The sequence below is a fragment of the Ensifer sp. Root1252 genome (assembly GCF_001425885.1).
In the GTDB taxonomy this organism is placed as follows: Bacteria; Pseudomonadota; Alphaproteobacteria; order Rhizobiales; family Rhizobiaceae; genus Ensifer; species Ensifer canadensis.
In genome coordinates, this window is record NZ_LMDT01000001.1 from 69,409 (window position 1) to 95,702 (window position 26,294).

Genomic DNA, 26,294 nt, shown 5'->3' on the forward strand with positions numbered 1-26,294 from the left:
CACCGCCTGTCCGCTGAGCTGGACCGGTGGCACGGCATCATTCTTGTTATGCGCATTCTCAAAGAAGGCTCGGCGTCGGCTCAGTACCAGGCGTCCGCCATGCCGTTCTTGCGGCGAGAAACATAGTCCGTCAAAGCGTCGTCGATCACCACGTCCAGCGGCGGCGCTTCGTATTCGGCCAGCGTCTTCTTCCAACTCCTGTTGGCGCGCGCCGCCATGTCGGTTCCGCCCTCCTCTGTCCATTTTTCAAAAGGCTCGTTGTCGGACAGGGCCGAATCCCAGAAGGCGGTCTGGTAATTGCGCATGGTGTGATCGCATCCGAGGAAATGGCTGCCTGGCCCAACCTGCAGAAAGGCGTCCATGGCCAGCGTGTTGTCATCGACGACAACGCCGGCGAGGTAGGAATGCAGCGCGCCGCAGAAATCCGTGTCCATGACGAACTTTTCGTAGGACATCGCGAGCAGCCCATCGACGAAGCCGGCCGAGTGCAGGATGAAATTGGCGCCGCAATGCACCGCCGACAGCATCGACATGACGCCCTCCTGCATCGCTTGCGCGTCTGGCAGCTTGGAATTGGAAAAATTGCCGGCGCAGCGCAGCGGCAGGCCGAGGCGCCGTGCCAGTTGGCCGATCACCATGCTGCCGATCGCCGGCTCCGGCGTGCCGAAGGTCGGCGACCCCGAACGCAGCGACATGGACGACAGGAAGTTGCCGAAGATAACAGGCGCGCCCTTGCGCTCCAGCTGGGTCAAGGCGCAGCCGGCCAGCGTCTCGGCATAGGATTGCGCGATCGCTCCGGCATTGGTGACCGGACCCATGGCGCCGCCGAGAATGAAGGGCACGATGACAGCCGCCTGGTTTGCCCGCGCATAGGCGCGCAATGACTTCGTCATCGTTCCGTCCCAGACGAGCGGTGAATTGACGTTGACGTTGCCAAGAATGACGCAGTTGGCGTCGACGAAATCGTGCCCGAAGACAATGCGCGCCATCTCGATCGAGTCTTCGGCGCGATCCTCGGCGGTGATCGAGCCCATGAAGGCTCGGTCGGAATATTTGATGTGGCAATAGACCATGTCGAGATGGCGCTTGTTCACCGGAACATCGACCGGCTCACAGATGGTGCCGCCGGAATGGTGCAGCCAGGGGCTCGACTGCGCCAGCTTTATCAGATTGCGGAAGTCTTCGATCGTGCCGTAACGCCGGCCGTTGTCGAGATCGGTGACGAAAGGAGAGCCGTAGGCTGGCGAGAACACGACATTGTTGCCGCCGATTTCGACGCTGCGGACGGGGTTGCGGGCATGCTGGGTAAACTGGCGCGGCGCCGAGCGCACGATCTCCTTCAGCATGCCGGGCTCGAACGTCACCCGCACGCCGTCCAGCTTGGCGCCAGCGCGTTTCCAATGATCAAGGGATGCCGGGTCATCGCGAAACTCGATGCCGACTTCGGCAAGAATACGGTCGGCGACCTTCTCGATTCGGAGCAGGTTTTCTTCGCTCAGGATATCGTAGGTCGGAATATTGCGGACGATGTAGGGGACGCCAAGGCTCTTGGCGCTGACACCGCCGCGTTGCGGCCTTGATCCTCGTGTCCGTCTCGGTGCTTCGCCCGCTTCCACAGCCACCATTTCCATCGCCGTCCTCCCATCATTTGAGGTGATGGTATTGACGAAAAATCACGTTGTAACGCTGGAAAAAATTGAGCCATGCGATAAGCCTAAGTTATGGAAAATCTACGCCGCCTGCTCCCGTCTGCAACCAGCCTCATCGTGTTCGAGGCTGCCGGCCGTCATCAGAATTTCACCCGAGCCGCCAACGAGCTCGGCATGACGCAGGCGGCCGTCTCCTACGCCATTCGCGGGCTGGAAGAGCAGCTGGGTGTACCGCTCTTCCACCGCGTGCATCGCGCCGTCGAATTGACGGAGGCTGGTGAGAAATTCCACGCCGACGTATCCGTCGGTCTGTCACGGATCCAGAAGTCGGCGGAAGACATTCGCTCCAAGGGGCGCGAGACTAATGTGACGCTTGCGGCATCGACCGCTTTTGCCTCGATGTGGATGCTGCCGCGCCTCAACCGCATGCGCGAGGATCTGCCGGAGATCGATCTGAGGATCCAGACGAGCGTGCGCGATCTCGACCTCGACGAGGAGCCGATCCCGCTCGGCATCCGCGGCGGCGATCCGAGCCATTGGCCGCGCTACCATGCAGCACTTCTGGCCGAGGAAGTCGTCAATGCGGTGGCGACGCCCGCCTATATCGAGCAGCATGGACTGCCAAGCAAACCTGCCGATTTGCTGCGCCACAACCTCATTCATCTGGAAGAACCGGTCCGGCGCGCCTGCGACTGGACCGAATGGTTCGCCAGCGCCGGCCTTCCCTACCCGCCTCAGGCGCGTCGTCTCGCCATCAACGACTATGTCCTGGTGATCCAGGCGGTGCTATCAGGCGAAGGGGTGGCGCTTGGCTGGGAGCACCTGACCGATCCGCAGGTTCGCTCCGGTGCACTGGTGCCGGTCTGCGGTCACGTGCTGAAGACCGGACTGGCGTTTTACGTCGTCTGGCCGCGCTCACGCGAGCTGAACAGTCAGGCGCGACGGGTCAGGGATTGGCTGCTGGCGGAAGGTACGCGAAACCGGGCCGAGAGCGCCAAGGACTGAAACCCACTATTGCGGCAGGGTCTAAAGCTGAGCTGCAACGCCGCGATAGCGGTCCGAGAGGTAGCGCATCGTCGCGACAGCGTCGGCCGGCTTGCCGTAGAAGTAGCCCTGGCCCATGCCGCAGCCGAGCGCCTTCAGCTTCAACGCTTCGGAAAAATCCTCGATGCCTTCGGCGACGACCTCAAGTTCCAGGCCTTCGCACATCGACACGATCGCCTTGATGATATGCTCGGAGGCCCGGTCGGCGGAAATCCGCGACACGAAGGCACGGTCGATCTTGACCTTGTCGAAGGAGAAGTCGCGAAGGCGCCCAAGGCTCGACTGACCCGTGCCGAAATCGTCGAGCGAGACGCGCACGCCGGCTGCCCGAAGCTCAGTCACGATCTTCTGGGCAGTCTCCGCGTCAGCCATGACGGCCGTCTCGGTGATCTCCAGTTCCAACCGTCGCGGGTCGAGACCGATCTGGTTGATGATCGTCAGGAGACGCGTGCTGGTCGCCGGGTCCATCAACTGTGCCGACGACAGGTTGAACGACAGGAACAGCTCCTTCGGCCAGGCGAGTGCCGCATGGGCGGCCTTGCGCAACAGCGTCTCGGCCAGCGATTCGATGAAGCCGCGCTCTTCTGCCAAAGGTACGAACACGGCTGGAGAGACATAGCCGAGGTCGGCGTCGCACCATCTGGCCAGGGCTTCGAAACCGACGACCGCGTCGTTGCGCAGATCGACGATCGGCTGGAAGTGCACGTCGACCTCGTTGGCGATGATCGCGTTGCGCAGCGCCTGTTCGAGCTGCGTCGCGCGCTTCATCTCTTGGGCGATTTCCTGGGAATAGACGGTGATCTGGCCGCGGCCGCGGCGCTTGGAACGATAAAGCGCCGTATCGGCGCTCTTCAGCAGGTCTTCAAAGACCTCGCCGGCAAAAGGATAGACGGCAAAGCCGAACGAAGCGGAAAGGCGGACGTTGCGATCGCCGAGATCGAAGGGCGCCGACAGCACCTCTTTCAACATCTGCCCGACTTTCTCCGCACCCTTGCGCTCGAAGACGAGCGGCAGGACGAAAGCGAATTCGTCGTTCTCGGAGCGAATGATTGTCGCGCCTTCAGGTGCACAGGCTTGCAGCCGATGGGCAACCTGGCAGAGGATCTCGTCGCCGGCTCGCGGGCCGAACAGATCGTTGATCGGTTTGAACCCATCGATATTGGCAAGACCGATGGTAAAGGGAGCGGGATCGCTGGCGCGCTCTTCAGCCAGATCGCAAACGGTCTTGCGGAGTTGGCGCGCGTTGCCGAGCCCGGTCAACAGATCGACCGAGCCGCCGATAGCCGGAGCCTCCCTGCCGATGCGATGATAGGGAGTTTCGCCCGACATCATCGGCCAAGCCCCTGGATCTCAAAAGAACCCGCCCGTCCGTGCCGGTCGGCCGACAAGGCAAGCCGGTCCGCGAAGCGGCGGTGCGCTTCCGGCGAAGTTCCGACGTTGACGGCTGTGGGGCTGCGATGCATTCCGGAGGGGCTCTACACTTTTTGGCAATACGGTGCAGAAGATCGCAATCGGGGGTTAACAATCCGATATCGCCTCGCTCCAAGATCTGCCATCGACATCCCCAATTCTAGCGAGTTGACACGAATTCCGTTCAACCTGCCGTTCGCATGGCCATTACCGGCATGAATTTTCGCAGCACGGCCTCGATCATGTCGGGGCTAACCGGCTTCATGATGTGATCATCCATGCCCGACCTCTTGCACTGCTCCAGATCGATATCGAGGGCCTGAGCGGTCACGGCGATGATTGGCGTTCTGTCGTTTCTCGCCTTTTCCGCTGTTCGAATGGCAACGGTCGCATCGAAGCCGTTCATGACAGGCATGGACACATCCATGAGGACCAGTGCCGGCTGAAGCTCATGCCAGAGTTCGACGGCCTCGCGACCGTTGGCAGCAATGCGATGGGAGACGCCGAGCCCTTCCAGGATCTGCGTGAAGACGAACTGGTTGATCTGGTTGTCTTCGGCAACGAGGACGTCGACCTGTGAAACCGGCACGGACGCTGTGCCCTCGTCCTCAAACGAGATCGACCAGTCCGATTGTAGGAGCGGCGAGGCCTGCGGGCGCTCGGCACAAACACGGAAAACCTCGGTCAGAACAGCGGCAGCATCCTGATCGGATTCGACGGTAACGACCGGGCAATTGCGCCAGGCCACCGGAATATGCTGCCCATCCGGAAAAGCACCATCCAGCAGCAGAATGTCGAGCTTCACGCCGGCGCTTTCGGCGGCCATGCCGAAGGCGGTCAACTCATCGAGGTTGCGCACCGCACAGGCTTCAAGGCCCGAGCCGCGCAGACGCGCAACCAGCCGATCTTCCGTCAGCCGATCGGCAGAGGCAAGCAGAACGCGCAAACCGCGCGCCGGAAGGGTCTCGATCATCGAGCCCGCCTCGACCAGTTGCTGTACGTTCAGCGCGCGGAACGGATCGTAGAAATTCTGGGCCGGCGCAAAAATGCTGTAGTCGTTGATCTGGAGACCGCCGGAGGGAGCGGAACCATCCTCGGAGCCATTGTACCAGCCGGCGATATCCGTCACGTCGCTCATGCAGGTCACGACGAAATGGCGGCCTGGCATGCCAACGCGATACTTGCGGGTGAGAACCCAGAGGTCGCTGCCATCAGCGCGGACAATATGTTCCGCTTCCGAATGCGGCTTGCCGGTTTCAAGCACGCGCCGATCGGAGTGCTCGAAACGTTCGGCAAGTTCGCTGTCGACCAGATCCCAGGCCGAACGACCGAGGATCGCGTCCTGCGAGAGATCGTGAATTAGGCAGAACGCCTTGTTGACCGCGATGTAGTTGAGGTTGCGATCCTTGACGCAGATCGGATTGGGCTGGACATCCAGGATCTCTTCGGTCAGTTCGACCCGCTCGAGGTCCGTCTGCAACTGCTCGTCACGCTTCCTCTGGTCGGAGACATCGGTGATCGAAAGGATGCCGATACCGTTGGAAAGACGACGCTTGCGCATGGAAACCCAGCGCGTGCGGCCGGCGCGCTCGACATTCTCGTAGCGCTCGCGCCAGTGCAGCGCCATATGCTCGGCAATCCAGTCTTCGCGGTTCGTCCGACGACGGCTGTTTTCGGGAACTGTGCCGGGGCGAACTCCGGTGTCGTAGACGGCGCCGAGGAAATCGCGCAATCGCGTTCCCGGCAACAGCATCTCGGAGGGAACGGGGAAGTACTGCAGCATGGTGCGGCTGGCAAAGAGGATGGTGTCGTCCCGGCCGCAGACAACCATCGCTGAGCCGAGCGCATCGCAGCTCGACTCAAGAATGATCCTGTTGATGTCCGCGCCGTTCGGCGCCCCATCGTTCATTGCGCTGTCCTCACTCGCCCCCTGCGGCGGTTTCATTTCGGGACATGCTGGGATGGCCTTGGAAGGCGTCTCTTCGAGCGGGGGTGACACGACGTCCAGCAACGCCGCGGTGCTCCAAAGACAAAACCCGTGATCATTCAGGTTGTTGTGGAAAATCGCAGCAGAATATTAAGGGGCAATTAAATCTCCGTCTCATTTTTTGGTGCACCAATGGGTTGCACAACCAAAGCCCAATAATAGAAGGCACGAGGCGGGGACAGAGCTGTATTTCCACTTCCGTTCCGTCGCCGAATCCGGGAAAATAGAGCATGGCCATCAAGCAGCTCTCCGAGACCCTCATCAATCAGATCGCCGCCGGCGAAGTCATCGAACGCCCGGCCAGTGCCGCCAAGGAACTGATCGAAAACGCGCTCGATGCCGGTGCGACCCGGATCGAAATCGCCACCGCCGGTGGCGGCAAGACGTTGCTGCGCGTCACCGACAACGGCGCGGGCATGCAGCCGGCCGATCTGGAGCTGGCGGTCAGGCGGCACTGCACGTCGAAGCTCGACGACAACCTGTTCGATATCCGCACACTCGGCTTTCGCGGCGAGGCTCTGCCGTCGATCGGATCGGTCTCCCGGCTTTCGATCACCACTCGAACGGCAGGCGCTAGCGAGGGTGCCGTCATTTCCATTGCCGGCGGCAGGACGGACCCCGTCCGCCCGTCGCCCGCCAATACCGGCACGGTCGTCGAAGTCCGCGACCTGTTCTTTGCGACCCCCGCCCGGCTCAAATTCATGAAGTCGGAAAAGGCCGAGGCCTCGGCGATCTCGGATGTGGTGCGTCGCATGGCGATCGCCTTTCCGAAGGTGCGTTTCGTGCTGTCGGGATCTGACCGGACGACGCTGGAGTTTCCGGCGACGGGCGACGACCGGCTCGCCCGCATGGCGCAGGTGCTCGGCAAGGATTTCCGCGACAACGCCATCGAGATCGATGCCGAGCGCGAGGACATTCAGCTGACCGGCTTTGCCGGGGTGCCGACCTACAACCGCGGCAACTCGCTGCAGCAATATGTTTTCGTCAACGGCCGTCCGGTTCAGGACAAGCAACTGCTTTCCGCCATTCGGGCAGCCTATTCCGAAACGATCCCGCATGGCCGCTATCCCGTGGCGGTGCTGTCGATCGCGCTCGACCCGGCACTCGTCGACGTCAACGTGCATCCGGCGAAATCGGATGTTCGCTTCCGCGATCCGGGCCTCATCCGCGGGTTGATCATCGGTGCCATCCGCGAGGCCCTGGCCCGCGAGGGTGACCGGGCATCGACGACCGGAGCGAGCGGAATGATGCAGGCGTTCCGCGCCGAGCAGTTCCGGCCGCGTCAGCCCTGGAGCGCGGAAACCTCGCCCTACCGGCCGACGCATTTCGAGACCATCGTGCGCGGCCTGTCCGAGACGCCGCAGGCAAGCTTTTCTGCCTTCTCCGCACCCTCGGCCCGCACGGCGTCGCCTTTGGCAGAGCCTGACCGGACCGTTGCGGACGCGCTGGCGCCGCAATCGTTTCCACTCGGCGCCGTGCGCGCCCAGCTTCACGAAAACTATATCGTCGCGCAGACGCAGGACGGCCTTGTCATCGTCGACCAGCACGCCGCCCACGAACGTCTCGTCTTCGAAACCATGCGAACGGCGCTGCATTCGAAGCCTGTCGCCGCCCAGGCGCTGCTGATCCCGGAAATCGTCGATCTTTCCGAAGACGATTGCGACCGGCTGATGACGCATGCGGAAGAACTGGGTCGCCTCGGCCTCGGCATCGAGCGCTTCGGACCTGGCGCCATCGCAGTGCGGGAAACGCCGGCCATGCTGGGCGAGATGGATGCCGCCGGCCTCGTGCGCCAGCTCGCCGACGAGATTGCCGAATGGGACACGGCCAACGGGCTCGCCAGCCGGCTTGAATATCTCGCCGCGACCATGGCCTGCCATGGATCCGTCCGCTCCGGCCGCCGCATGCGGACTGAGGAAATGAACGCACTGTTGCGCCAGATGGAAGCAACGCCGGGCTCTGGCCAATGCAATCACGGCCGGCCGACCTATATCGAGCTGAAGCTCTCCGACATCGAGCGACTGTTCGGCAGGAGCTGATGCCGGGAGCGGTCCGGCGCGGCGAAATGCACTGGCATTTTACCGGGCGTCGGGCTAGATCAGACAGCAGACCACGAAGACGGAACAGGCCCAGAAAATGATGAACCGGTTTGAAGGAAGCGCCTCGCGCGAAGCGAAGGTCCGTTATCTCGACGGCGACTTTCAGATCGTCCTTGCTGGCTCGCATGTCATCTGCGCGATGACGGGCAAGACCATTCCCGTGGACGAACTGCGCTACTGGAGCGTTGCCCGTCAGCAGCCCTATGTCGACGCGGAAGCCTCGCTCGAAGCGGAAAAGCGCGCAGGCGCCCTGCCGAACCAGCGCCGCTAACGTTTTCCGTCAGGAGGGCCTTCCCATGGCTCCGCTGGCGACAAAAACGCTCTAACGGCCAAATCCAGCCTTACTTCTGTTCCGCTTCCCGCAGCTTGCGGGTGCGCGCGGCCGACAGCGCGGTTGTCACGATCTTTGCCGGTGCCGACGGATCGTCGAAGTGCACGTCGATTTCGATCACCCGGCTTGCCCGAGCCAGTTCCGCTGCCCGGCCGTGGCCGGGCTCCAGGCGAACCATGTCCTTGGCCGTGGTCACGAGCGTGCAGCCGAGTGCTGCGGCCCGGTCGAGAAGGTCCGATATCTCGTCCTCTGAGAAATGATGATGGTCGGGGAAGCTGCGGGTTTCCTCGATGACGGCGCCGGTTTCCCGTACGGTGCGATAGAATTTTTCCGGGTCGGCGATACCGGCCCAGGCCAACACTCTCACGCCGTTCAGCGAGCCGTCGTCGAGCCGCACGACCTCCGCCTGGTAGACCTGCTTGCCGGCCCGGGCGGCGCGACGGATCAAGGCATCCGCCTCGGCGCCGTTGCCGATCTTCAACAGCGCGGTCGCATGGCGCAACTGATTGGAAATCGGCGCGCGCACCGGGCCTGACGGCACGAGGTAACCGTTGCCGATGCCGCGGCGGGAATCGATGACGAGCAGCGCAAAATCGAAGGCCAGCCGCGCGCTCTGGAAACCATCGTCCATGATGATGATATCGACGCCTTCGGCCACCAGCCGGCGGGCACCATCGACGCGGCGACGGCACACAACCGTCAGCGCCTCGCGCGCCAGCAACAACGGCTCGTCGCCAACATCGCGTGCCCTGTGGTGTTCAGGCTCGACGATCGTCGTCACATCAAGCGAACCGCCATAGCCGCGGCTGAGGAAACCCGGCTTCAGGCCTTTGGCCCTGACGGCGCGCGCAAGCGCGATCGCCGTCGGCGTCTTGCCGGCGCCGCCGACCGTGAAATTGCCGATGCAGATGATCGGGACCGGAACGGACGCTCGGCGAGCGCGGTCCATGCGCAGGCCGGCGATACGTCCATAGATCCAGGAAAACGGCCACAAAGCCCGCGCACGCCAATCCGCCTTTGTCCACCAGAACGGCGGCGCTTCCGATACCATCTTTGTTTCCGTGGCCCCGTCTGGTCCTTCCGGGAAGGACGATGCACATCTTGGCTGCCGCTGGCCAAAACCGGCGACGGCGTAACTGCCGACAAAAAACGTCAGAACGCGGAAAAAGGCAAGCGGCACAAGACAATGCCTGTTGCGTCAGACTTGTCGTCTAGCTGAGGTCCCGGCTTTCCACAGCAAGGCCGGCTGCTTTCCAATCCGGGAACCCGCTCTCAAGCCGGCGGACGGTAAAGCCGTTGCCTTGCAGAACCCTCACCGCGTCAAACGACAAGGCGCAGTAAGGCCCGCGGCAATAGGCGACGATCTCGCCTCCTTCAGGCAGTTCGGCAAGGCGTCGTTCGAGTTCCGCAATCGGAATATTGATCGCACCGGGAAGATGACCCGACAAAAATTCGTCCTGCGGCCGCACATCCAGCAGCGTGACGTCCCCTCCCCGCATCCGCAGCAGCAACTCTTCGCGCGAAATCGCCTCGAGGCGGTCCGGTCGGTCGAGGCGATCGGCGACGAGTTCGCGGATCTGAGCGCGATTGTGCTCGGCATATTGACGCAGGGCCGAGAGCAGGCCGATCACCGGGCCGGCACCCAGCCGATAAAGCACGCGCTTGCCATCCCGCCGGGTCTCGACAAAACCGGCGCGGCGCAACTGCTGCAGATGCTGCGACGCGTTGGCGATGCTCAGGCCGGCGAGCTCAGCAAGACGCTCCACCGAGCGCTCGCCCTGGGCGATATGCTCGAGCAGGAGCAGGCGCTGGGGGCTCGCAAGCGTGCGGGCAAGCTCGGCAAATTCCTCGAAGATATGGAGTTGAAGGTCGGTCATTGACAGAAGCCTAGCATTTCTCCATGACTCATTCAATTACTCAATTGAATGATGCTTTGACTTGTCAGATGACAGATCGAACGCCCGCATGTGCGCGATCTGTCGATGCAGCGGCCATGAAGATGATGTGAGAGGATACGAATATGGAAAAGGATCTGGTGTTGCAGGCCATCCTGATCGGGATCGGTGCGACTGCGGTCATGGATCTCTGGGCGGTGGCGGTGAAACGTTTGCTCGGCATACCTTCCCTGGACTACGGCATGGTGGGCCGCTGGATCGGACATTTTCCGCAGGGCCGCTTCCTGCACCAGCGTATCGCAGCAGCGGCACCCGTCCGTAGCGAGCGGCTGATCGGCTGGACTGCACATTATGCGATCGGCGTAGTCTTCGCCGGACTTCTGTTGCTGATCTGGGGGACTGACTGGGCGGAGCGGCCGACGCTTGTCCCGGCACTCATTGTCGGCCTCGCGACCGTGGTCGCACCGTTCTTCCTGATGCAGCCGGGTATGGGCGCGGGCATCGCGGCCTCGAAAACGCCGAGCCCCAACATTGCCCGCCTGCGCAGCCTGCTCGCACATGCGGCATTCGGCTTCGGGCTCTATCTCTCGGCGTTGGCTTTATCGGTCCTCTGGCGATCATAGGACCATGCTTGAAACTCGTGAGAGCGGCAACGAAGGAAATACAGCTCGGCAAAACCTAGAGAACGGCTTCAAGCTCGGTGATATCAGCCAGGCAATGGTCAGAGGCATCGGCGAGCGATTGGCGCGAGCCGGTGCCCGTCAGCACTGCGACGGTCATGCCGACGCCGGCGTTGCGGCCCATGTGCATGTCGTGATTGTTGTCGCCGACGACCACGACCTGCTGCGGATCAAGCCCCGTCGCGGCACAGAAGCCGAGCACCATGCCGGGCTCGGGCTTGACACCGTAGCCGCTGTCGTAGCCGGCGACGTAATGCAGATAGCCGTCGAAACCAAAGCGTCTGGCGGTTTCGCGGATCGAGCGCTCGTTGTCGCTGGATGCGACACCCAGGCGATAGCCCTTGGCATGCAGACCGGCGAAGAACGACCCGAGGTCGGTGACCGGTACCGCGTACTCGGCAGAACGGGCAAACAACCCGTCAAGCAGCGTCGTCAACGCTTCCACGGTAAACGGCGCACCGGCGGTGACGAACCCGGTCGAGATCTCGACGGTGTTGCCGGCGGCAAGCAGGCTGTCGGGCAACACATGGCCGGTGTCCGGATCCATGCCGCCGGCCTTGAGCAGGGTGCGGGCCAGGCCCTCGTCGCCCTTGGCTGCGATCTTCGCCAGTTCGTAGTTCACCGGCACCCAGCTCTTGGCGTAGTCGAGCAGCGTTCCGTCCTTGTCGAACAGGATACCGGCGATGGCTGTCGGTGCGCTCATGGTGATCTTGCGTCTCCCGGTGTGGTCAGATGTCGTTGCGCGGTTCGAGCCGCGCCTTGACGACGAGCGGATTGATATAGGGCTCGAGCCCCTTCATCGTCGCCGACAGCGCTCCGCGCATCTCTTGCACGGTTTCGAGGCCGGCATCGATCATCGAACGACGCATGTCGTCGTTGGCGAGCAGGTAGTTGACGCCCTTTGCCAGCATCTCGGTATCGCGGACGATCTTGGCGCTGCCGTTCTTGGCGAGCATCTGGTAGGTCTCGCGGAAATTCTGGACGTTGCCACCCGAAAGAACGGCGCAGCCGAGCATTGCCGGCTCCAGCGGATTCTGCCCGCCTTCGGCAAACAGCGAGCGTCCGACAAAGGCCACCTCGGTCAGGCGCAGATAGAGCCCCATCTCGCCGATCGTGTCGCCAAGGAAAATATCGACGTCTGATGTCAGCGGATCGCGACGGGTGCGACGCGCAACTTTCAGCCCCTTGGCCGTTAGCGCCGCCTCGATCGCATCGCTGCGCTCGGGGTGCCGCGGCACGACGATGGTCAACAGACCGGTGCGCTCCTTGAGGGCACGATGCACGACGCCGGCAGCATTTTCCTCGCCGTCGAAGGTCGAGATCGCCGCCCAGGTTTTGCGCGTGCCGATCTGCTGGCGATATTCCTTCAACGCCTGCGGGTCGTGCGGCGGCGCGTCGGTATCGACCTTCAGGTTACCCGATACCATTACCGGCAGAGCACCGAGCGTGCGAAACCGCTCGGCATCGACATCCGATTGGGCGATGACGAGCGCGAGGTTCTCAAACAGTGCATCGGCGAGCGCCGGCCGTTTCTTCCAGCGGGCGAATGTGCGGTCGGACAGGCGGCCGTTGACCAGAACCTGCGGGATATGGCGTCGCCCAAGTTCCAGGATGGTCATCGGCCAGATCTCGGATTCGGCGATGATGGCCAGATCCGGCTGCCAGTATTCGAGGAAACGATTGACCGCCGGCTTGAAATCGAGCGGCACGTATTGGTGAATGACCGCCTCGCCCAGACGCCCAGCCGCGACCCGCGCCGACGTCTTCGTGCCGGTCGTCAGCACGACATTGATACCGCGGCGATGGATTTCCTTGATCAGCGGGATGACCGCATTGGTCTCTCCGACGCTTGCAGCGTGGAACCAGACGAGCGGACCTTGCGGACGCGGCACGCTGGCATGGCCGTAACGCTCGCGGCGGCGCGCCGGGTCCTCCTTGCCCTTCGCAGCGCGCAGGGCAAGATAGGACCACACGAACGGATAGATCGCCGAACCAATCCAGCGATAGCTGGAGAGCGCCAGCCGGGCGCGAAAGCTGCTCATGGCCTCAATCCCCAGCCCAATGGAAAGCTCGGGCGAAGGTCAGACGCAGCGCGCGCGCGGGAACGCGCCACGCATGCCCAAGGCATCGGCATCAATCGTTTTCCGGATCGAGCAGGCGATGCATGTGAACGATGAAATAACGCATATGGGCGTTGTCGACGGTCATATGGGCCTTCGACTTCCAGGCAATGTGGGCGCTTTCGTAGTCAGGATAAATGCCGACGATATCGAGCTTGTCCAGGTCACGGAAATGAACATCGGTGAGTGTGGTCAGTTCACCACCAAAGACCAAATGCAGACGTTGTTTCTTCTCGGAGTCGTGAGCCATTGGAGTTCCATTTTTTTTAGGGTATGGGCGTTGGTTTGCGGCATTCGGCCAGAAAGGTCAATGGCCCTCAAGGGTCCTTGAGGCAGCAAGCAATCCCGGCAACGTCGCCTTCGACGCCGCGCAAAGAAGCCCATGAACGACATTGGGGCGATTGTAGGACAGGGCCCGAGATTCAAGCGTATTGAGCGCCCCGCCCGCCCTTTCGAGGATGAGGTCGGCGGCGGCGAGATCCCAGTCATGTGAGTTCTTCTTGACCACCGTGCCGTCGATCCGCCCGTCCGCAACCATTGCCAGCCTGTAGGCGAGCGAAGGCACATGCGGTACCCGCACGATGCCGTTGCGATAGGACGGTGCTAGGGCCGAGACGACGTCTTCGGCGACCGCCACATGCAGCGCTTCGCCATCGTGGACGTCGCGCACGCGAATGCCCGCACCGTTCTTCAGCGCCGGACCATCCACGGTTGCCTGAAACAGCTCGTCGAGCGCCGGCGCATAGAGCACACCGGCAACCGGCAGGCCACGGTGGACGACAGCGACGCTGACGCACCAGAGATCCTTGCCGGCGATGAAGGCGCGGGTACCGTCGATCGGGTCGATGACGAAGACCGTTTCGCGGGTGAGACGGCTCTCATCGTCGTCCGTCTCTTCCGACAGCCAGCCGTAGTGCGGCCGGGCGCCCAGCAGGCGGTCCCTAAGGATGTCGTTGGCGGCGATATCGGCCTCGCTGACCGGCGAACGCCCCTCGTTTTTCCAGCGCACATCGGGCTCGTTCCGAAAGTAAGTCAAAGCCGTTTCGCCGGCGGCGATCGCGGCGGAAAGGATCAGATCCAGATCCTCCTTCCACGTCGCGATCGATGGTGCTTTGTCTGACATTCAAATCCTTATGCGTCGGCATACGGCCGAACGTTTTTGTCATGGCATCGACGTCAGCAGCTCAGAGGCCGGCGAGCGTCATGCCTTCGATGGCGAGTGTCGGTGCGGCAACGCCGAACTTCCTGTCGATGTCGTCGGCCGGCGTGATCGCCATGAACATCTGCTTGAGGTTGGACGCGATCGTGACCTCGGACACGGCAAAAGTCAGCTCACCGTTCTCGATCCAGAAGCCTGAGGCGCCGCGGCTATATTCGCCGGTCACCATATTGACGCCCTGGCCGATCAGCTCGGTCACGTAGAAGCCGGTTCCGACACTGCGGATCAGGTCTTCGCGTGAAACCGAACCCGGTTCGAGCGCCAGGTTGGTGGAAGCCGGATTGACCGTCGGGCCGCCGCGCACGCCGCGGCCGTTGGTCTCAAGACCGAGTTCGCGCGCCGCGGAGGTCGACAGAAACCAATGGTTCAGCACGCCATCCTCGACCATCGTCAGCTTGGAGCCGCTGACGCCTTCGCCGTCGAACGGACGCGAAGAGGAGCCACGGACGATCAAGGGGTCGTCCGTCACCGACAGGCCGGCCTTCATGACCTGCTTGCCCATCATATCGCGCAGGAAACTGGTCTTGCGCGCGACGGATGCGCCGTTGATGGCGCCGGCGATATGCCCGACGAAGCCGCGCGCCATGCGCGGATCGAAAACAACAGTGACATTCCTGGCAGTCGGCACCTGGCGGGGGTTGATCCGCGCGACGGCACGCTCGCCCGCAAGCCGGCCGATTTCTTCGGCAGCACGCAATTCGTCGAAGTAGATGCGGCTGTCGTAGTCGTAGTCGCGCTCCATCTTCGTGCCTTCGCCGGCAATCGCGCTCACCGAACGGCCGAAGCGGGTCGCCATGTAGGAGCCGGAGAAACCATGCGAGGTCACGAGCACGAGCCCGCCCATGCCGGCGGAGGCACCTGCGCCGCTGGAGTTGGTGACACCAGACACCGCAAGGGCAGCCTCTTCCGCGGCGAGTGCCGCCTCGGTCAGGGCGTCCGTCGAAACTTCGCGATCGTCGAAAAGCTCGAGATCCGGGTAGCATTTCGCCAGCCGGTCCGGATCGGCAAGCGAAGCGAAGGGATCTTCGGGCGATGCCTTGGCCATCGCCACGGCCCGCTCGGCGAGCACCTTCAGGTCGAACCCGGGATTGGCCGAAACGCTGGCGACGCGGTTGCCGACAAAGACGCGCAGCGAGAAGTCGTCGCTTTCGGATGCTTCGGTTGCTTCGACCTTGCCGAGGCGAACCGAGACGGAACGGGAGCGCCCGCGAACGACGACGGCGTCAGCGGCGTCGGCACCTGCCTTGCGGGCAAGATCCACCAGTTCGGCGGCGCGTTTTTCGAGGGAGGCGGAATCGATCGTTTCTGACATGATGTGGCCTTTCATTCCTGCCCCATTTATTGTGCACTGAAGCATGCATCAAGGGCATTGGCATGATTCCCGCCCATACACTGCCCCATACACTGCAATGACACTCCCGCCGAAACCTCTGCCTGCCTGGGCAGGACGAGGCCATATCGAAAGCAATCAGCATGACGACGACCCCGATCATCTACTCCCAGGCGTTGATATTGCTCGGGGGCGCAGTCATCGCGGCGCCACTGTTCAAGCGTCTCGGGCTTGGCACGATCCTCGGCTATCTCGCGGCCGGGATCCTGATCGGCCCGGTTGCCCAGAGCATCACCGATGGCGAAGAGATCCTGCACGGTTCCGAACTCGGCGTCGTCTTCCTGCTCTTCATCATCGGGCTGGAACTGAAGCCGTCGCGGCTTTGGCAGCTGCGGCGCGACATCTTCGGTCTCGGCACGGCGCAAGTCCTCATCACCGGTGTGGTCCTGTCCTACGGGATCGCCCTGACCGGACTGCTCGATCATGCCGGAAGCATCGTCGCCGGCTTCGGCTTAGCGCTGTCGTCCACGGCCTTTGCCATGCAGATTCTCGATGAGGGCAACGACCGCAATACGCGCTTCGGCCAACGCGCCTTCTCGATCCTTCTGCTGCAGGATCTGGCGATTGTCCCGCTGCTTGCGCTGATCCCGCTTCTGGCGGCGCAAGCGCCGGAGGATACGACGCCGCCACTCGAAGACTTTGCCATCGCCATCACAGCGGTTGCGGTCCTTGTGGCCGCAGGCCGCTATCTACTCAACCCACTGTTCCAGATCATCGCCCGAACCGGCGCGCGCGACGTGATGATTGCCGCCGCCCTGCTGGTGGTCATGGGAGCGGCAACGCTGATGCAGATGGCCGGCCTTTCCATGGCCATGGGCGCCTTCCTTGCCGGCGTGCTCCTGGCAGAATCCTCCTATCGCCATGAACTTGAGGCCGATATCGAGCCCTTTCGCGGCATCCTGCAAGCCCTGTTCTTCATGGCCGTGGGCCTGTCGCTGCAACTTGACGTGATCATCGACAATTACCTGGTGATCATTGTTGCCGTACCTCTGCTGATGCTGGTGAAGAGCTTCATCCTCTACTGGCTCTGCCGCCTGGCCGCCTCGCATCACAACGATGCGGTGCGCGTCAGCTTGCTCTTGCCGCAAGGCGGCGAATTCGGCTTCGTCCTGTTTACTGCTGGAGCGGTCGCTGGCGTCTTCTCGCCGGGCAGCGCATCGCTGCTCGTCGCCATCGTTACGCTTTCGATGGCGCTGACCCCGATCGCCTCCATGCTCGCCCCGCGCCTCATGCGCGAACAGGACGAGATGGCCGACGAAATGGAGGAGGACTTCGAAGGTGCTGATGCCGACGTGCTGATGATCGGCTTTTCGCGTTTCGGCCAGATCGCCGCGCAGATCCTGCTTGCCGGCGGTCGCGACGTGACGATCATCGACCACTCGGCCGCGCGTGTTCGCCAGGCGGCGACCTTCGGCTTCCGGATCTACTTCGGCGACGGCAACCGGCTCGACGTGCTGCGTGCCGCCGGCATCGAGCGGGCGAAGCTCATCGCCATCTGCACGCAAAAGAAGGAAACGACCGACCGGATCGTCGATCTGGTTCAGGCCGAATATCCGGACGCCCGTATCTTCGCGCGATCCTACGACCGGCTGCATACGCTCGAACTGAGGGCGAAGGGCGTCGACTACGAGCTGCGCGAAACCTTCGAGTCCGGCCTGCTCTTCGGTCGAAAGACGCTGGAGGCGCTGGGCGTCGGCAACGAAGAGGCGCTCGCCATCATGGACGATATCCGCAAGCGCGACGAGGCCCGCCTGGTGCTGCAGGAGGCAGAGGGCATCACCGCCGGGCGCGACATGCTGCATTCGCAGCCCGTGCGTCCCGAGCCGCTGGTCAAGCCCAAGCGCGACGTCGATCATTCCTCGGAAACGGGCGAGAGCATCCTGCCGGGATTGCCGGCTGACGAGCGGGAAAGCGCCTAGAACATTTCCAGGAAAAGGCGAAGCGGTTTTCCGTCAGGCAATGTGTTAAAATAGGGAGATAGAGCGTTTCTGCGGCTCTGTCGCTCTAACAGAAACGGCGACCGGCCGACAGCCTTATCCGGAGACGCCGGCCACCTTCATTCGCTCCTCAAGCGTCCGCTTGAACTGATCCTTGATGCCGGCGGTCGCCGCCAGGACTTCCTTTGCGCGCAGAAAATCCATCACCCGATAGCGGCCGACATCCGGCCGCAGCAGGATATCCGGCGCACCTTCCTTCAGTTTCATGGCGATGATCGACTGCATCATCAGCTGGCTGGCGCCGAACAGGCTGTCGATGCGGCTGGGGATCGTCTCGCCATCACCGTCCGGGCCGCCGACGACATCGACGCCGACGACGATCTCAGCAAGGCCGCGAAGATGATCGAAGGGGATGGGATTGTAGATGCCGCCATCGATCATCACCCGGCCGTCGATCTTGACCGGCATGAAGACCGCAGGCAGGGCTGCGGACGCCGCCAGCGCCTTCTGCAGGTCGCCTGTCGCGCAGATGTGCTCGGTCTGGCCATAGTAGTCGGTAACGACAACTTTGAGCGGAATATCCAGTTCTGAAAACGTCGCGGGGATGGCTTCGGGCAGGAACGCCTTCAAGACGCGCTCGATGTTGAACTGACCGAAACGAAAGCCGTTGGTCATCGCTTCCGACCAGCTAGCCGGTCGCAACTGCCACAGGCGATTGACGACCTCGCGGCGGTGGCCAACCGTCGCAAGCGTGTGTTCCCGGATTTCCTTGCCGCTGAGGCCCGCCGCCATACCGGCGCCCATGATGGCGCCGATCGACGAGCCGGCGATGACAACAGGGCGAATGCCCAACTCGTCGAAAGCCTCGATGACATGGATATGGGCGAGCCCGCGGGCACCGCCGCCGCCAAGCGCCAGCGCGACCGACGGTTCGCTCGCGCTGACCGGCGAAATATCCGCGGTGGAAACGTCCTGCTTCATCGACCTGCACCTCAGTTCAGCCGGCAGTCTAACTTTGCAAGCGAATCAAAAGTGTGACGTCAGACGCCACGGAAGCGGTAGAAATGCATGCGTGTATCGCCGAACACCCTGACGTCCAGCCGCTCGAAAACGGCTGTTGGCGCAGGCTGAACGTCGGCACGCTCCTCCAGCACGACAAGGGCATTCGGAACCAGCCAATTGCCGAGAGCCGCCGACGCCAACGCCTTCTCTCCCAATCCCATCGCGTAGGGTGGATCTGCAAAGACCAGGTGGAACGGCTCCATCGTGCCGACGGAACCGAGGCTGGTCGCATCCCTGCGGAAGACCTTGGCGCGACCTTGCAGGCCGAACGCCTCGATATTGTTCTGCAGGAGACCCCTGCCCTCGACGCCCTGTTCGACGAAGAGTGCCTGACGGCACCCCCGCGACAGGGCCTCGAGGCCCACGGCTCCGGTGCCGGCAAAAAGATCCAGCACCCGGGTGCCATCGAGAGCCTCCGGATACGAATGGCTCAGGATGTTGAACAGGCTTTCGCGCGTCCGGTCGGTGGTCGGACGGATATCATTCGACTTGGGCGTAGCCAGACTGCGGCCACGGAACTCTCCGCCGACAATGCGCACGACCGCTTAGTTTCCTCTGCCGCGCGGCTTGCCGCCGGCCGGGCGCCCACCGCCACCGGGACGGCCGCCACCACCGGGCCTGCCGCCGCCGCCAGCCGGTTTTCCGCCACCGGGCTTGCCGCCACGCGGACCACCCGAGCGTTCACCAAAGGATTTGCCGCCGGATGGCTTGCCACCGAAGGACTTACCGCGAGGCTTATCGCCGAACGGGCGGTCACCGCCTTCGCGGCGTGGCGGACGATCGCCCTCGGCGCGCGGGGTTCTCGGCTTGTCGGAATAGCTGCGCGGACCACCTTCGGCGCGGGCAGGCCGATCGCCACGTGGGCGGTCGCCATCTTCGCGACGTGCAGGCCGGTCGCCTTCAGCGCGCGGGAACCGCGGCTTGTCGGAGAAGCTGCGCGGTCCTCCTTCTGAACGGGCCGGCCGATCGCCGCCTTCGCGACGCGGGGGACGATCACCGTGATCGCGCGACCTGCGGTCTCCGGCATCGCCCGACTTGCGCCGGCCGAAGCCGCCATCACGGCCTTCATCCTTGCCGCGGCGTGCGGGTTCGCTGGCGCTGATCCATTCGCCCTCTTCATCCCGGCGCTTGACCGGTGCGGCGGAAGCCGGACGGTCGAAGTCCCTGGGCGCACCGCCCTTGCGGTCGGGATCGAACTTGCCGGATGACTTCGTCGCAAATCCATCCTTCGTGCGGCCGTAGCGTTTGGTCTTCGGAGCGCCATCCGGGCGCTCGCGACGGGCCGGCGTTGCCGAGGCATCGCCTTCAGCGGACTTCGGCTTCTTCTCGGCCAGCGGACGCGCACCGGGCGCCATCCACACATTGGCCGTGCGGGCGCGTTGCGCCGGCGTGCGCTTCGGCCGATCCTCGAACTTGGCGTCGCCGCGCTCTTCGCGGGGGCCACCCTTGCCGCGGGGACCTTCCTTACCACGCGGCCCATCCTTGCCACGGCCACCGTCGCGGCGGTCGTCACGACGGGTATCAAGACGGGAAAGCGCGCGCTCGCGCTTGTCTTCCGGCTTTTCCCAGCGGTTGGCACGCTCGGGCTTGCGGGTGTCGGAGGCTTCGCCTTCCGGCGCTTCGCCAGGAAGGGTTGCCGACTGATCGTTGTAGAGCGGCGCGTCGAAGTTCGCCTTGGCGTCTTCGATCAGGCGCGGGCCGAGCTGGTCGCGCAGCGTCCGGCCACGGATTTCCTGCACATGGCCTTCCGGCAATTCGCCGAGCTGGAACGGGCCGTAGGAGATACGGATAAGGCGGTTGACGTCGAGCCCGAGCGCGCCGAGCACGTTCTTGATCTCACGGTTCTTGCCTTCGCGCAGACCCATCGTGATCCAGACGTTCGAACCCTGCACACGGTCGAGCGTCGCTTCGATGCCGCCGTAAAGCACGCCGTCGACGGCAATGCCGTCCTTCAGCTTGTCCAGTTCGTCCTGGTCGATTTCGCCATGGGCGCGCACGCGGTAGCGGCGCAGCCAGCCGGTCGACGGAAGTTCGAGCACGCGGGCAAGCCCGCCGTCGTTGGTCAAAAGCAGCAGGCCTTCGGTGTTGATGTCGAGGCGGCCGATCGATAGAACGCGCGGCAGCTCGTCCGGCAGGTTGTCAAAGACCGTCGGGCGGCCCTCCGGGTCGGCATTGGTGGTCACCAGTCCGGCCGGCTTGTGGTAGAGCCACAGACGGGTGCGCTCGATGCCGCGGATCGGATTTCCGTCGACTTCGATGCTGTCGGCCAGTGTCGCGTTGACAACAGGCGTGTCGAGAATGACGCCGTTGAGCTTCACCCGACCTTCCATGATCATGCGTTCGATATCGCGGCGCGAGGCAACGCCGGCGCGCGCCAGGATTTTGGAGATGCGCTGCGGCTCGTCGCTGCTTGCGGCGGCGGGCTTCGGGCCTGCCTTGGGCGGCCGCGAGGCACCGGCTTCAGGCGCTGCCGCCTTCTTGCCAGCGAATTGAGGTTTCTTGTCCCGGCCAGCGGGCTTGCCGCCAGGCCGCGTGGGCTTGTCTTTGGATGTCATTTGTGTTGCCTGCCTTTTGCGGCTGTCCTATCAGGTCGGAGCCCGTGGGTTAAGAGAAATTATTGTTTGAGCGATGGCTGATACGACACGCTTCATGGATGCGGCCCTCGAAGAGGCCAAAAAGGCGGGCCAACGTGGCGAGGTGCCGATCGGCGCCGTCGTCGTTTTCAACGGCGAGATCATCGCGCGCGCCGGAAACCGAACCCGCGAACTCAACGATATCACCGCCCATGCCGAGGTCGTTGCGATCCGCGAAGCGTCCATGGTGCTCAACGACGAACGGCTGACGGGCGCCGACCTCTATGTCACCCTGGAGCCCTGCACCATGTGCGCGGCAGCGATTTCCTTTGCCCGCATCCGTCGCCTCTACTACGGCGCCGAAGACCCCAAGGGTGGCGCGGTCGATAGCGGCGTGCGCTTTTACGGCTCGCCGACATGCCACCACGTGCCCGATGTCTATTCCGGGCTTGCCGAGCGCGAAGCCGCTGACATTCTCAGGGATTTTTTTGCCGGGAAACGCTAAGTGAGCGAACTCTCAGCCGGCTGCGAAAGACTCTAGCGCCGCACCCGCAAGCCGGTAGCGCGTCCACTCCGACATCGGTTCGGCGCCGACGGCTTCGTAAACGCGGATTGCCGGCTCGTTCCAATCGAGCACGCTCCATTCGAAACGACCACAGCCTTCCTCGACGGCGATCTTGGCGAGATGCTTCAACAGCATCTTGCCCGCGCCGGAGCCGCGGCAATCCGGCGTTACGTAGAGGTCTTCGAGATAAAGCCCCTTGCGCGCCTGCCAGGTGGAGTAGTTGTAGAACCACATGGCAAAGCCAGCCGGCTTTCCGTCCTTCTCGCAGATCACCGCACGGGTGAGCGCATCCGGGCCAAAGAGCGAGGCCTGCAACTGCTCGACCGTCGCCTCGACTTCGTCGGGCGCCTTCTCGTAGGTGGCCAGTTCTGTGATGAAGCGCAGGATGGTTTCCGCGTCTTCCGGTCGCGCGTCGCGAATGCTGATCGTCATGGTTTAAAAGGGCCAGTACCACTTGCTGCCGGAATTCTTGATCTGCGCTTCCTTCTTGCGGCGGCGCTCCTTGAGCTTTTCCGGCTCACCAAGGTCGGCTTCCGAAGCTTCCGGAAGGCGGCGGTATTCGAGCGGCGGATCGCTCAGGAAGCGGCGCTTGTCGGCGTAGGCACCCATCTCGATCTTGCGCGCGTCGCGATAGGCTTGCTGCTGCTCCTTGGCCGAAAGGCGGCGGCCATTGGCGCTGGCCTTTGCGAGTGGCGAGACGTAGTTTGGGTTGTCCTTGTTGGCGTCGGCTTCTTCGCGCAGACGGTTGCGCGCCTCTTCCGGAGATTCGACCCACTCCGGATTGGCTTCGCGACTGGCGAGCGACTTCTGCGGCTCCACGAGGGCGGTCTGCTGGCCGGTAGGCGGCAGCACCAGGCCGGGGCGCGGCTGGTACTTGACCGGATCACGCTTCGTCGGGGTAAAGCTCACAGCGCTTCCGAGATCGTCGATCAACTGCTCGCCAGCCGATTTGTCGGTGCCGTAGGTCGGACCGCCGATGCAGCCGGAAAGTACCAGGCCGCTCGTCATAATGGCGGCAACGCTAGCAAACAGTCGCAACTCTCGCGTCATTTCCATGAAATTCCTTCTAGCCGGCCACCGTCACGTGCGCGGCCACTCAGCGCCATGGCGGATAAATCCGCCAAATTTCGGGCAGGTTTTACCGGATGAATGCGGTAAGCGCAATTCATCCGGTAAATGATCCCTTAAGCCTTGAAGCCAAGTTCCCGCAGGGCGGCGGCATCGCGGGCAGACACCTCAGGGTAGAGTGCATCCGAACCGACATCGGTCGTGATCCGCCAGGAGCGGGCGCACTTGCGGCCAACGGCGGCCTCCGGAACGACGCCAACCTTGGCGACCTCAGGCAGACGGAAGGCGTCGGCAGGGCCCTCGCCCGCCTCGACGGTGATCGCCGACGTGATGCAGATCTCGGCGAAGTCTTCGCCTTCGAGCGCCTTCAACAGCTCCGGATCGGCGATGTAGACGACGGGAGCCGCCTCCAGCGACGAGCCGATACGCTTCTCGCGACGCTCGATTTCAAGCGCCCCGGTCACGACCGTGCGCACCGCGCGGATCTTTTCCCACTTCGCCTCGAGGGCGTCGTTCTTCCATTCCGCCGGGATCGCCGGGAACTGCTCGAGATGGACCGAGACAGCGTCAGGCTTGCGCGACAGCCATGCTTCTTCGCAGGTGAAGGGCAGCATCGGCGCGAGCCACAGCACCAGGCAATCGAACAGCTTGCGGATCACCGCAAGCGCCGACCGGCGACGAAGGCTCGACGGTGCGTCGCAATAGAGCGCATCCTTGCGCACGTCGAAATAGAACGCGGAGAGTTCGACGTTCGAGAAATCGATCAGAGCGCGGGCGATCCTCTTGAAGTCGAACGCGTCATAACCTTCACGAACGACCTGGTCGAGTTCGGCCAGGCGATGCAGCATCAGTTTTTCCAGCTCGGGCAGCTCGGCGTGGGCGACTTCCTCGCCCTTGTCGTGCGCCAGCGTGCCCAGCATCCAGCGGATGGTATTGCGCAGCTTGCGATAGGCGTCGATGTTGGTCTGGATGATCGTCTTGCCGAGGCGCTGATCTTCCCAATAGTCCGTCGTCATCACCCAGAGGCGCAGGATGTCGGCGCCGGCATCCTTCATCACTTCCTGCGGCGTGACGGTGTTGCCCTTCGACTTCGACATCTTCTCGCCCTTCTCATCCATGGTGAAACCATGAGTGACAACGGCGTTGTAGGGCGCACGGCCGCGCGTTGCGCAGGATTCGAGCAGCGACGAATGGAACCAGCCGCGGTGCTGGTCGGAGCCTTCGAGATAGACGTCAGCCGGCCACTTCAGATCCGGACGATCTTCGAGCGTGAAGGTATGCGTCGAGCCTGAATCGAACCAGACGTCGAGAATGTCCATGACCTGGTGCCACTTCTCGTGGTCGTGGTCATTACCGAGGAAGCGATCCTTGGCACCTTCGGCGAACCAGGCATCGGCGCCTTCCTGCTCGAAGGCTTCGAGAATGCGGGCGTTGACGGCCTCATCGACAAGGATCTCGCCCTGCTCGTCGGCAAAGATCGCGATCGGAACGCCCCAGGCACGCTGGCGCGAGAGCACCCAGTCCGGACGTCCCTCGATCATCGCACGCAGGCGGTTCTGGCCGGCGCCGGGGACGAAGCGGGTATCGTCGATGGCCGACAGGGCGCGCGAGCGCAGCGTCGTGCCGTCGCCGAAGCCCTTGTCCATGTAGACGAACCACTGCGGCGTGTTGCGGAAGATCACCGGCTTCTTGGAACGCCAGGAATGCGGATAGGAATGCTTCAGACGGCCGCGGGCAAACAGCGCGTGACGGGCGATCAGCGCCTTGATGACGCGATCATTGGCATCGCCCTTCTTGCCCTTGTCGTCGAGCACGCGGCCGGCGCCACCTTCGGCGTCCGGGCCGAAGCCATGGGCGTCGGCGGTGAAATAACCGGCGTCGTCGACGGTGAACGGAATTGCCGAGGAGATGCCGCGGGCTTCAAGCGCGCGGGCATTGTCCATCCAGGCGTCAAAGTCCTCGCGGCCGTGGCTCGGCGCCGTGTGCACGAAGCCGGTGCCGGCGTCGTCGGTGACATGGTCGCCATCGAGCAACGGCACCTTGAACGCGTAACCGCCACCCAGCCCATGCAGCGGATGGGCGCAGGTGACGGCGGCCAGTTCAGCGCCCTCGATGTCGCGGACGAAATTGAAGGTGAGCTTCGCCTTGGCGGCGGACTCGTCTGCCAGACGTTTGGCGAAGATCAGCTTTTCGCCGGGCTGCGGACCGAAATCGTTCTCTGCAGTCGCAACCTCGTAGAGACCATAGGCGTAACGCGAGGAGAAGGCGATGGCGCGGTTGCCGGGGATCGTCCAGGGTGTGGTCGTCCAGATCACGACGAAGGTGCCTGCAAGATCTGCCGAGCCTTCGGTGACCGGGAACTTCACCCAGATCATGTCGCTTTCGACGTCGGCATATTCGACTTCGGCTTCGGCCAGCGCCGTGCGCTCGACGACCGACCACATCACCGGCTTGGAGCCGCGATAGAGCTGCCCCATCTTGGCGATTTTCATCAGTTCGCCGGCGATGCGGGCTTCGGCGTGGAAGTTCATCGTCGTATAGGGGTTGTCGAAGTCGCCCTCAATGCCGAGGCGCTTGAACTCTTCCGCCTGGATCTGGATCCAGCCCGCAGCGAAGTCGCGGCATTCCTTGCGGAACTCGTTAACCGGGACCTCGTCCTTGTTCTGGCCCTTCTCGCGATACTTCTCCTCGATCTTCCATTCGATCGGCAGGCCGTGGCAATCCCAGCCCGGCACGTAGTTGGCGTCGAAGCCGCGCATCTGGAACGAGCGGTTGATGACGTCCTTGAGGATCTTGTTCAGCGCATGGCCGATATGGATGTTGCCGTTGGCGTAGGGAGGGCCGTCATGCAGCACGAATTTCTCGCGACCGGCGGCCGAGGCACGCAGCTTCTTGTAGAGACCCATCTTCTGCCAGCGGGAAACCGTTTCGGGCTCCTTCTGCGGCAGGCCGGCACGCATCGGAAACTCCGTCTGCGGCAGATAGAGGGTGGAGGAATAGTCGATCTTCTCAGCGGTATCTGTCATGGTCTTTGCAATCGTCTTTTCCGCGCGGATCATCGCGCATGCGAAAGGGTTCGGTATCCGGCGCATAACCCTGAAATCGGGATCGATTTTCGGAAAAGGATCATGCGCAGCTTCAAAGTGTTCGAGCTACCTTAGCGTGTCCAAGAGACGCGCGGCGCTCCAGAGATGACTGAGGCGTTGGAAACGCCGAAATCCCGGACCTTCCGGCGGCCTAGTGCGCGCGGAAAGCCGGGCCAATA

General features: G+C 63.1%; 22 protein-coding genes. 6 read left to right on the forward strand and 16 right to left on the reverse strand.

The window, feature by feature from the left end:
• Positions 1 to 80: 80 nt before the first annotated feature.
• On the reverse strand, positions 81 to 1,631 hold the full coding sequence (locus ASD02_RS00315; protein WP_025426081.1) for a trimethylamine methyltransferase family protein: 1,551 nt from the start codon (positions 1,629 to 1,631) through the stop codon (positions 81 to 83).
• 90 nt (positions 1,632 to 1,721) lie between these two features.
• On the opposite strand from ASD02_RS00315, the gene ASD02_RS00320 reads away from it, so the two are divergent.
• Entirely contained in the window at positions 1,722 to 2,654 is a 933-nt protein-coding gene (locus ASD02_RS00320) for a LysR substrate-binding domain-containing protein (protein WP_025426080.1), read from the forward strand.
• A 21-nt stretch (positions 2,655 to 2,675) separates the two neighbouring features.
• Here ASD02_RS00320 and ASD02_RS00325 read toward each other — a convergent pair whose 3' ends face one another.
• Both ASD02_RS00325 and ASD02_RS00330 read right to left on the reverse strand, forming a co-directional pair.
• Entirely contained in the window at positions 2,676 to 4,022 is a 1,347-nt protein-coding gene (locus tag ASD02_RS00325) for an EAL domain-containing protein (protein ID WP_225906253.1), read from the reverse strand.
• Positions 4,023 to 4,287: 265 nt separating this feature from the next.
• Entirely contained in the window at positions 4,288 to 6,012 is a 1,725-nt protein-coding gene (locus ASD02_RS00330; RefSeq protein ID WP_057221874.1) for a response regulator, read from the reverse strand.
• Between the two features lie 308 nt (positions 6,013 to 6,320).
• Between ASD02_RS00330 and mutL the strand changes: the two genes are divergently transcribed.
• Entirely contained in the window at positions 6,321 to 8,129 is a 1,809-nt protein-coding gene (gene mutL / locus ASD02_RS00335) for a DNA mismatch repair endonuclease MutL (RefSeq protein ID WP_025426077.1), read from the forward strand.
• A 97-nt stretch (positions 8,130 to 8,226) separates the two neighbouring features.
• On the forward strand, positions 8,227 to 8,460 hold the full coding sequence (locus ASD02_RS00340; protein ID WP_025426076.1) for a DUF2093 domain-containing protein: 234 nt from the start codon (positions 8,227 to 8,229) through the stop codon (positions 8,458 to 8,460).
• Positions 8,461 to 8,530: 70 nt separating this feature from the next.
• On the opposite strand, the gene lpxK is transcribed toward ASD02_RS00340, so the two are convergent.
• Positions 8,531 to 9,571, reverse strand: coding sequence for a tetraacyldisaccharide 4'-kinase (lpxK, locus tag ASD02_RS00345; protein WP_025426075.1), 1,041 nt, complete (start codon positions 9,569 to 9,571; stop codon positions 8,531 to 8,533).
• A gap of 160 nt (positions 9,572 to 9,731) precedes the next feature.
• Positions 9,732 to 10,397, reverse strand: coding sequence for a metalloregulator ArsR/SmtB family transcription factor (locus ASD02_RS00350; RefSeq protein ID WP_038575925.1), 666 nt, complete (start codon positions 10,395 to 10,397; stop codon positions 9,732 to 9,734).
• Positions 10,398 to 10,540: 143 nt separating this feature from the next.
• Between ASD02_RS00350 and ASD02_RS00355 the strand changes: the two genes are divergently transcribed.
• Positions 10,541 to 11,038: a DUF2938 domain-containing protein gene (locus tag ASD02_RS00355; RefSeq protein WP_025426073.1), complete on the forward strand. Its 498-nt coding sequence runs from the start codon at positions 10,541 to 10,543 to the stop codon at positions 11,036 to 11,038.
• A gap of 55 nt (positions 11,039 to 11,093) precedes the next feature.
• Here ASD02_RS00355 and ASD02_RS00360 read toward each other — a convergent pair whose 3' ends face one another.
• From ASD02_RS00360 to ASD02_RS00380, 5 genes are all read right to left on the reverse strand, one after another.
• Positions 11,094 to 11,798 (reverse strand): HAD family hydrolase, encoded by a 705-nt coding sequence (locus ASD02_RS00360; protein WP_025426072.1) that lies wholly within the window; start codon positions 11,796 to 11,798, stop codon positions 11,094 to 11,096.
• 25 nt (positions 11,799 to 11,823) lie between these two features.
• A complete protein-coding gene (waaA, locus tag ASD02_RS00365) occupies positions 11,824 to 13,137 on the reverse strand; it encodes a lipid IV(A) 3-deoxy-D-manno-octulosonic acid transferase (protein WP_025426071.1) in 1,314 nt (437 codons plus the stop codon).
• Positions 13,138 to 13,228: 91 nt separating this feature from the next.
• Complete coding sequence (locus ASD02_RS00370) at positions 13,229 to 13,465, reverse strand: DUF4170 domain-containing protein (protein WP_025426070.1); 237 nt, start codon at positions 13,463 to 13,465, stop codon at positions 13,229 to 13,231.
• Positions 13,466 to 13,522: 57 nt separating this feature from the next.
• A complete protein-coding gene (locus ASD02_RS00375; RefSeq protein ID WP_025426069.1) occupies positions 13,523 to 14,338 on the reverse strand; it encodes a 3'(2'),5'-bisphosphate nucleotidase CysQ in 816 nt (271 codons plus the stop codon).
• Positions 14,339 to 14,399: 61 nt separating this feature from the next.
• A complete protein-coding gene (locus tag ASD02_RS00380) occupies positions 14,400 to 15,746 on the reverse strand; it encodes a TldD/PmbA family protein (protein ID WP_025426068.1) in 1,347 nt (448 codons plus the stop codon).
• A gap of 161 nt (positions 15,747 to 15,907) precedes the next feature.
• On the opposite strand from ASD02_RS00380, the gene ASD02_RS00385 reads away from it, so the two are divergent.
• A complete protein-coding gene (locus tag ASD02_RS00385) occupies positions 15,908 to 17,743 on the forward strand; it encodes a monovalent cation:proton antiporter-2 (CPA2) family protein (protein WP_025426067.1) in 1,836 nt (611 codons plus the stop codon).
• Positions 17,744 to 17,857: 114 nt separating this feature from the next.
• On the opposite strand, the gene ASD02_RS00390 is transcribed toward ASD02_RS00385, so the two are convergent.
• From ASD02_RS00390 to ASD02_RS00400, 3 genes are read right to left on the reverse strand one after another with little or no spacing between them, the layout of a single operon-like run.
• Positions 17,858 to 18,742: a patatin-like phospholipase family protein gene (locus ASD02_RS00390; protein ID WP_025426066.1), complete on the reverse strand. Its 885-nt coding sequence runs from the start codon at positions 18,740 to 18,742 to the stop codon at positions 17,858 to 17,860.
• A gap of 59 nt (positions 18,743 to 18,801) precedes the next feature.
• On the reverse strand, positions 18,802 to 19,362 hold the full coding sequence (rsmD, locus tag ASD02_RS00395; RefSeq protein ID WP_025426065.1) for a 16S rRNA (guanine(966)-N(2))-methyltransferase RsmD: 561 nt from the start codon (positions 19,360 to 19,362) through the stop codon (positions 18,802 to 18,804).
• Between the two features lie 6 nt (positions 19,363 to 19,368).
• On the reverse strand, positions 19,369 to 21,378 hold the full coding sequence (locus ASD02_RS00400) for a pseudouridine synthase (RefSeq protein ID WP_025426064.1): 2,010 nt from the start codon (positions 21,376 to 21,378) through the stop codon (positions 19,369 to 19,371).
• A gap of 73 nt (positions 21,379 to 21,451) precedes the next feature.
• Here ASD02_RS00400 and ASD02_RS00405 point away from each other — a divergent pair, with 73 nt between their 5' ends.
• Positions 21,452 to 21,901: a nucleoside deaminase gene (locus tag ASD02_RS00405; protein WP_025426063.1), complete on the forward strand. Its 450-nt coding sequence runs from the start codon at positions 21,452 to 21,454 to the stop codon at positions 21,899 to 21,901.
• A 12-nt stretch (positions 21,902 to 21,913) separates the two neighbouring features.
• On the opposite strand, the gene ASD02_RS00410 is transcribed toward ASD02_RS00405, so the two are convergent.
• The 3 genes from ASD02_RS00410 to ileS form a co-directional block, all read right to left on the reverse strand.
• Positions 21,914 to 22,393, reverse strand: a complete 480-nt coding sequence (locus tag ASD02_RS00410; protein ID WP_025426062.1) for a GNAT family N-acetyltransferase — start codon at positions 22,391 to 22,393, stop codon at positions 21,914 to 21,916.
• A gap of 3 nt (positions 22,394 to 22,396) precedes the next feature.
• Positions 22,397 to 23,017 carry a hypothetical protein gene (locus tag ASD02_RS00415; protein ID WP_025426061.1) on the reverse strand — a complete coding sequence of 207 codons (621 nt, stop codon included), beginning with the start codon at positions 23,015 to 23,017 and terminating at the stop codon, positions 22,397 to 22,399.
• A gap of 128 nt (positions 23,018 to 23,145) precedes the next feature.
• Positions 23,146 to 26,055 carry an isoleucine--tRNA ligase gene (gene ileS, locus ASD02_RS00420; protein ID WP_025426060.1) on the reverse strand — a complete coding sequence of 970 codons (2,910 nt, stop codon included), beginning with the start codon at positions 26,053 to 26,055 and terminating at the stop codon, positions 23,146 to 23,148.
• Between the last annotated feature and the right edge of the window lie 239 nt (positions 26,056 to 26,294).

Bases quoted from the DNA above. Each gene is read 5' to 3' on its own strand.
- ASD02_RS00350 (WP_038575925.1), bottom strand. From the start codon at position 10,397: ATGACCGACCTTCAACTCCATATCTTCGAGGAATTTGCCGAGCTTGCC.
- ASD02_RS00355 (WP_025426073.1), top strand. From the start codon at position 10,541: ATGGAAAAGGATCTGGTGTTGCAGGCCATCCTGATCGGGATCGGTGCG.
- ASD02_RS00370 (WP_025426070.1), bottom strand. From the start codon at position 13,465: ATGGCTCACGACTCCGAGAAGAAACAACGTCTGCATTTGGTCTTTGGT.
- ASD02_RS00315 (WP_025426081.1), bottom strand. From the start codon at position 1,631: ATGGAAATGGTGGCTGTGGAAGCGGGCGAAGCACCGAGACGGACACGA.
- ASD02_RS00380 (WP_025426068.1), bottom strand. From the start codon at position 15,746: ATGTCAGAAACGATCGATTCCGCCTCCCTCGAAAAACGCGCCGCCGAA.
- ASD02_RS00415 (WP_025426061.1), bottom strand. From the start codon at position 23,017: ATGGAAATGACGCGAGAGTTGCGACTGTTTGCTAGCGTTGCCGCCATT.
- ASD02_RS00330 (WP_057221874.1), bottom strand. From the start codon at position 6,012: ATGAACGATGGGGCGCCGAACGGCGCGGACATCAACAGGATCATTCTT.
- ASD02_RS00405 (WP_025426063.1), top strand. From the start codon at position 21,452: ATGGCTGATACGACACGCTTCATGGATGCGGCCCTCGAAGAGGCCAAA.
- ASD02_RS00360 (WP_025426072.1), bottom strand. From the start codon at position 11,798: ATGAGCGCACCGACAGCCATCGCCGGTATCCTGTTCGACAAGGACGGA.
- ASD02_RS00375 (WP_025426069.1), bottom strand. From the start codon at position 14,338: ATGTCAGACAAAGCACCATCGATCGCGACGTGGAAGGAGGATCTGGAT.
- ASD02_RS00340 (WP_025426076.1), top strand. From the start codon at position 8,227: ATGATGAACCGGTTTGAAGGAAGCGCCTCGCGCGAAGCGAAGGTCCGT.
- lpxK (WP_025426075.1), bottom strand. From the start codon at position 9,571: ATGGTATCGGAAGCGCCGCCGTTCTGGTGGACAAAGGCGGATTGGCGT.
- waaA (WP_025426071.1), bottom strand. From the start codon at position 13,137: ATGAGCAGCTTTCGCGCCCGGCTGGCGCTCTCCAGCTATCGCTGGATT.
- ASD02_RS00390 (WP_025426066.1), bottom strand. From the start codon at position 18,742: ATGAAGCAGGACGTTTCCACCGCGGATATTTCGCCGGTCAGCGCGAGC.
- ASD02_RS00325 (WP_225906253.1), bottom strand. From the start codon at position 4,022: ATGTCGGGCGAAACTCCCTATCATCGCATCGGCAGGGAGGCTCCGGCT.
- ileS (WP_025426060.1), bottom strand. From the start codon at position 26,055: ATGACAGATACCGCTGAGAAGATCGACTATTCCTCCACCCTCTATCTG.
- ASD02_RS00320 (WP_025426080.1), top strand. From the start codon at position 1,722: ATGGAAAATCTACGCCGCCTGCTCCCGTCTGCAACCAGCCTCATCGTG.
- ASD02_RS00410 (WP_025426062.1), bottom strand. From the start codon at position 22,393: ATGACGATCAGCATTCGCGACGCGCGACCGGAAGACGCGGAAACCATC.
- mutL (WP_025426077.1), top strand. From the start codon at position 6,321: ATGGCCATCAAGCAGCTCTCCGAGACCCTCATCAATCAGATCGCCGCC.
- ASD02_RS00400 (WP_025426064.1), bottom strand. From the start codon at position 21,378: ATGACATCCAAAGACAAGCCCACGCGGCCTGGCGGCAAGCCCGCTGGC.
- ASD02_RS00385 (WP_025426067.1), top strand. From the start codon at position 15,908: ATGACGACGACCCCGATCATCTACTCCCAGGCGTTGATATTGCTCGGG.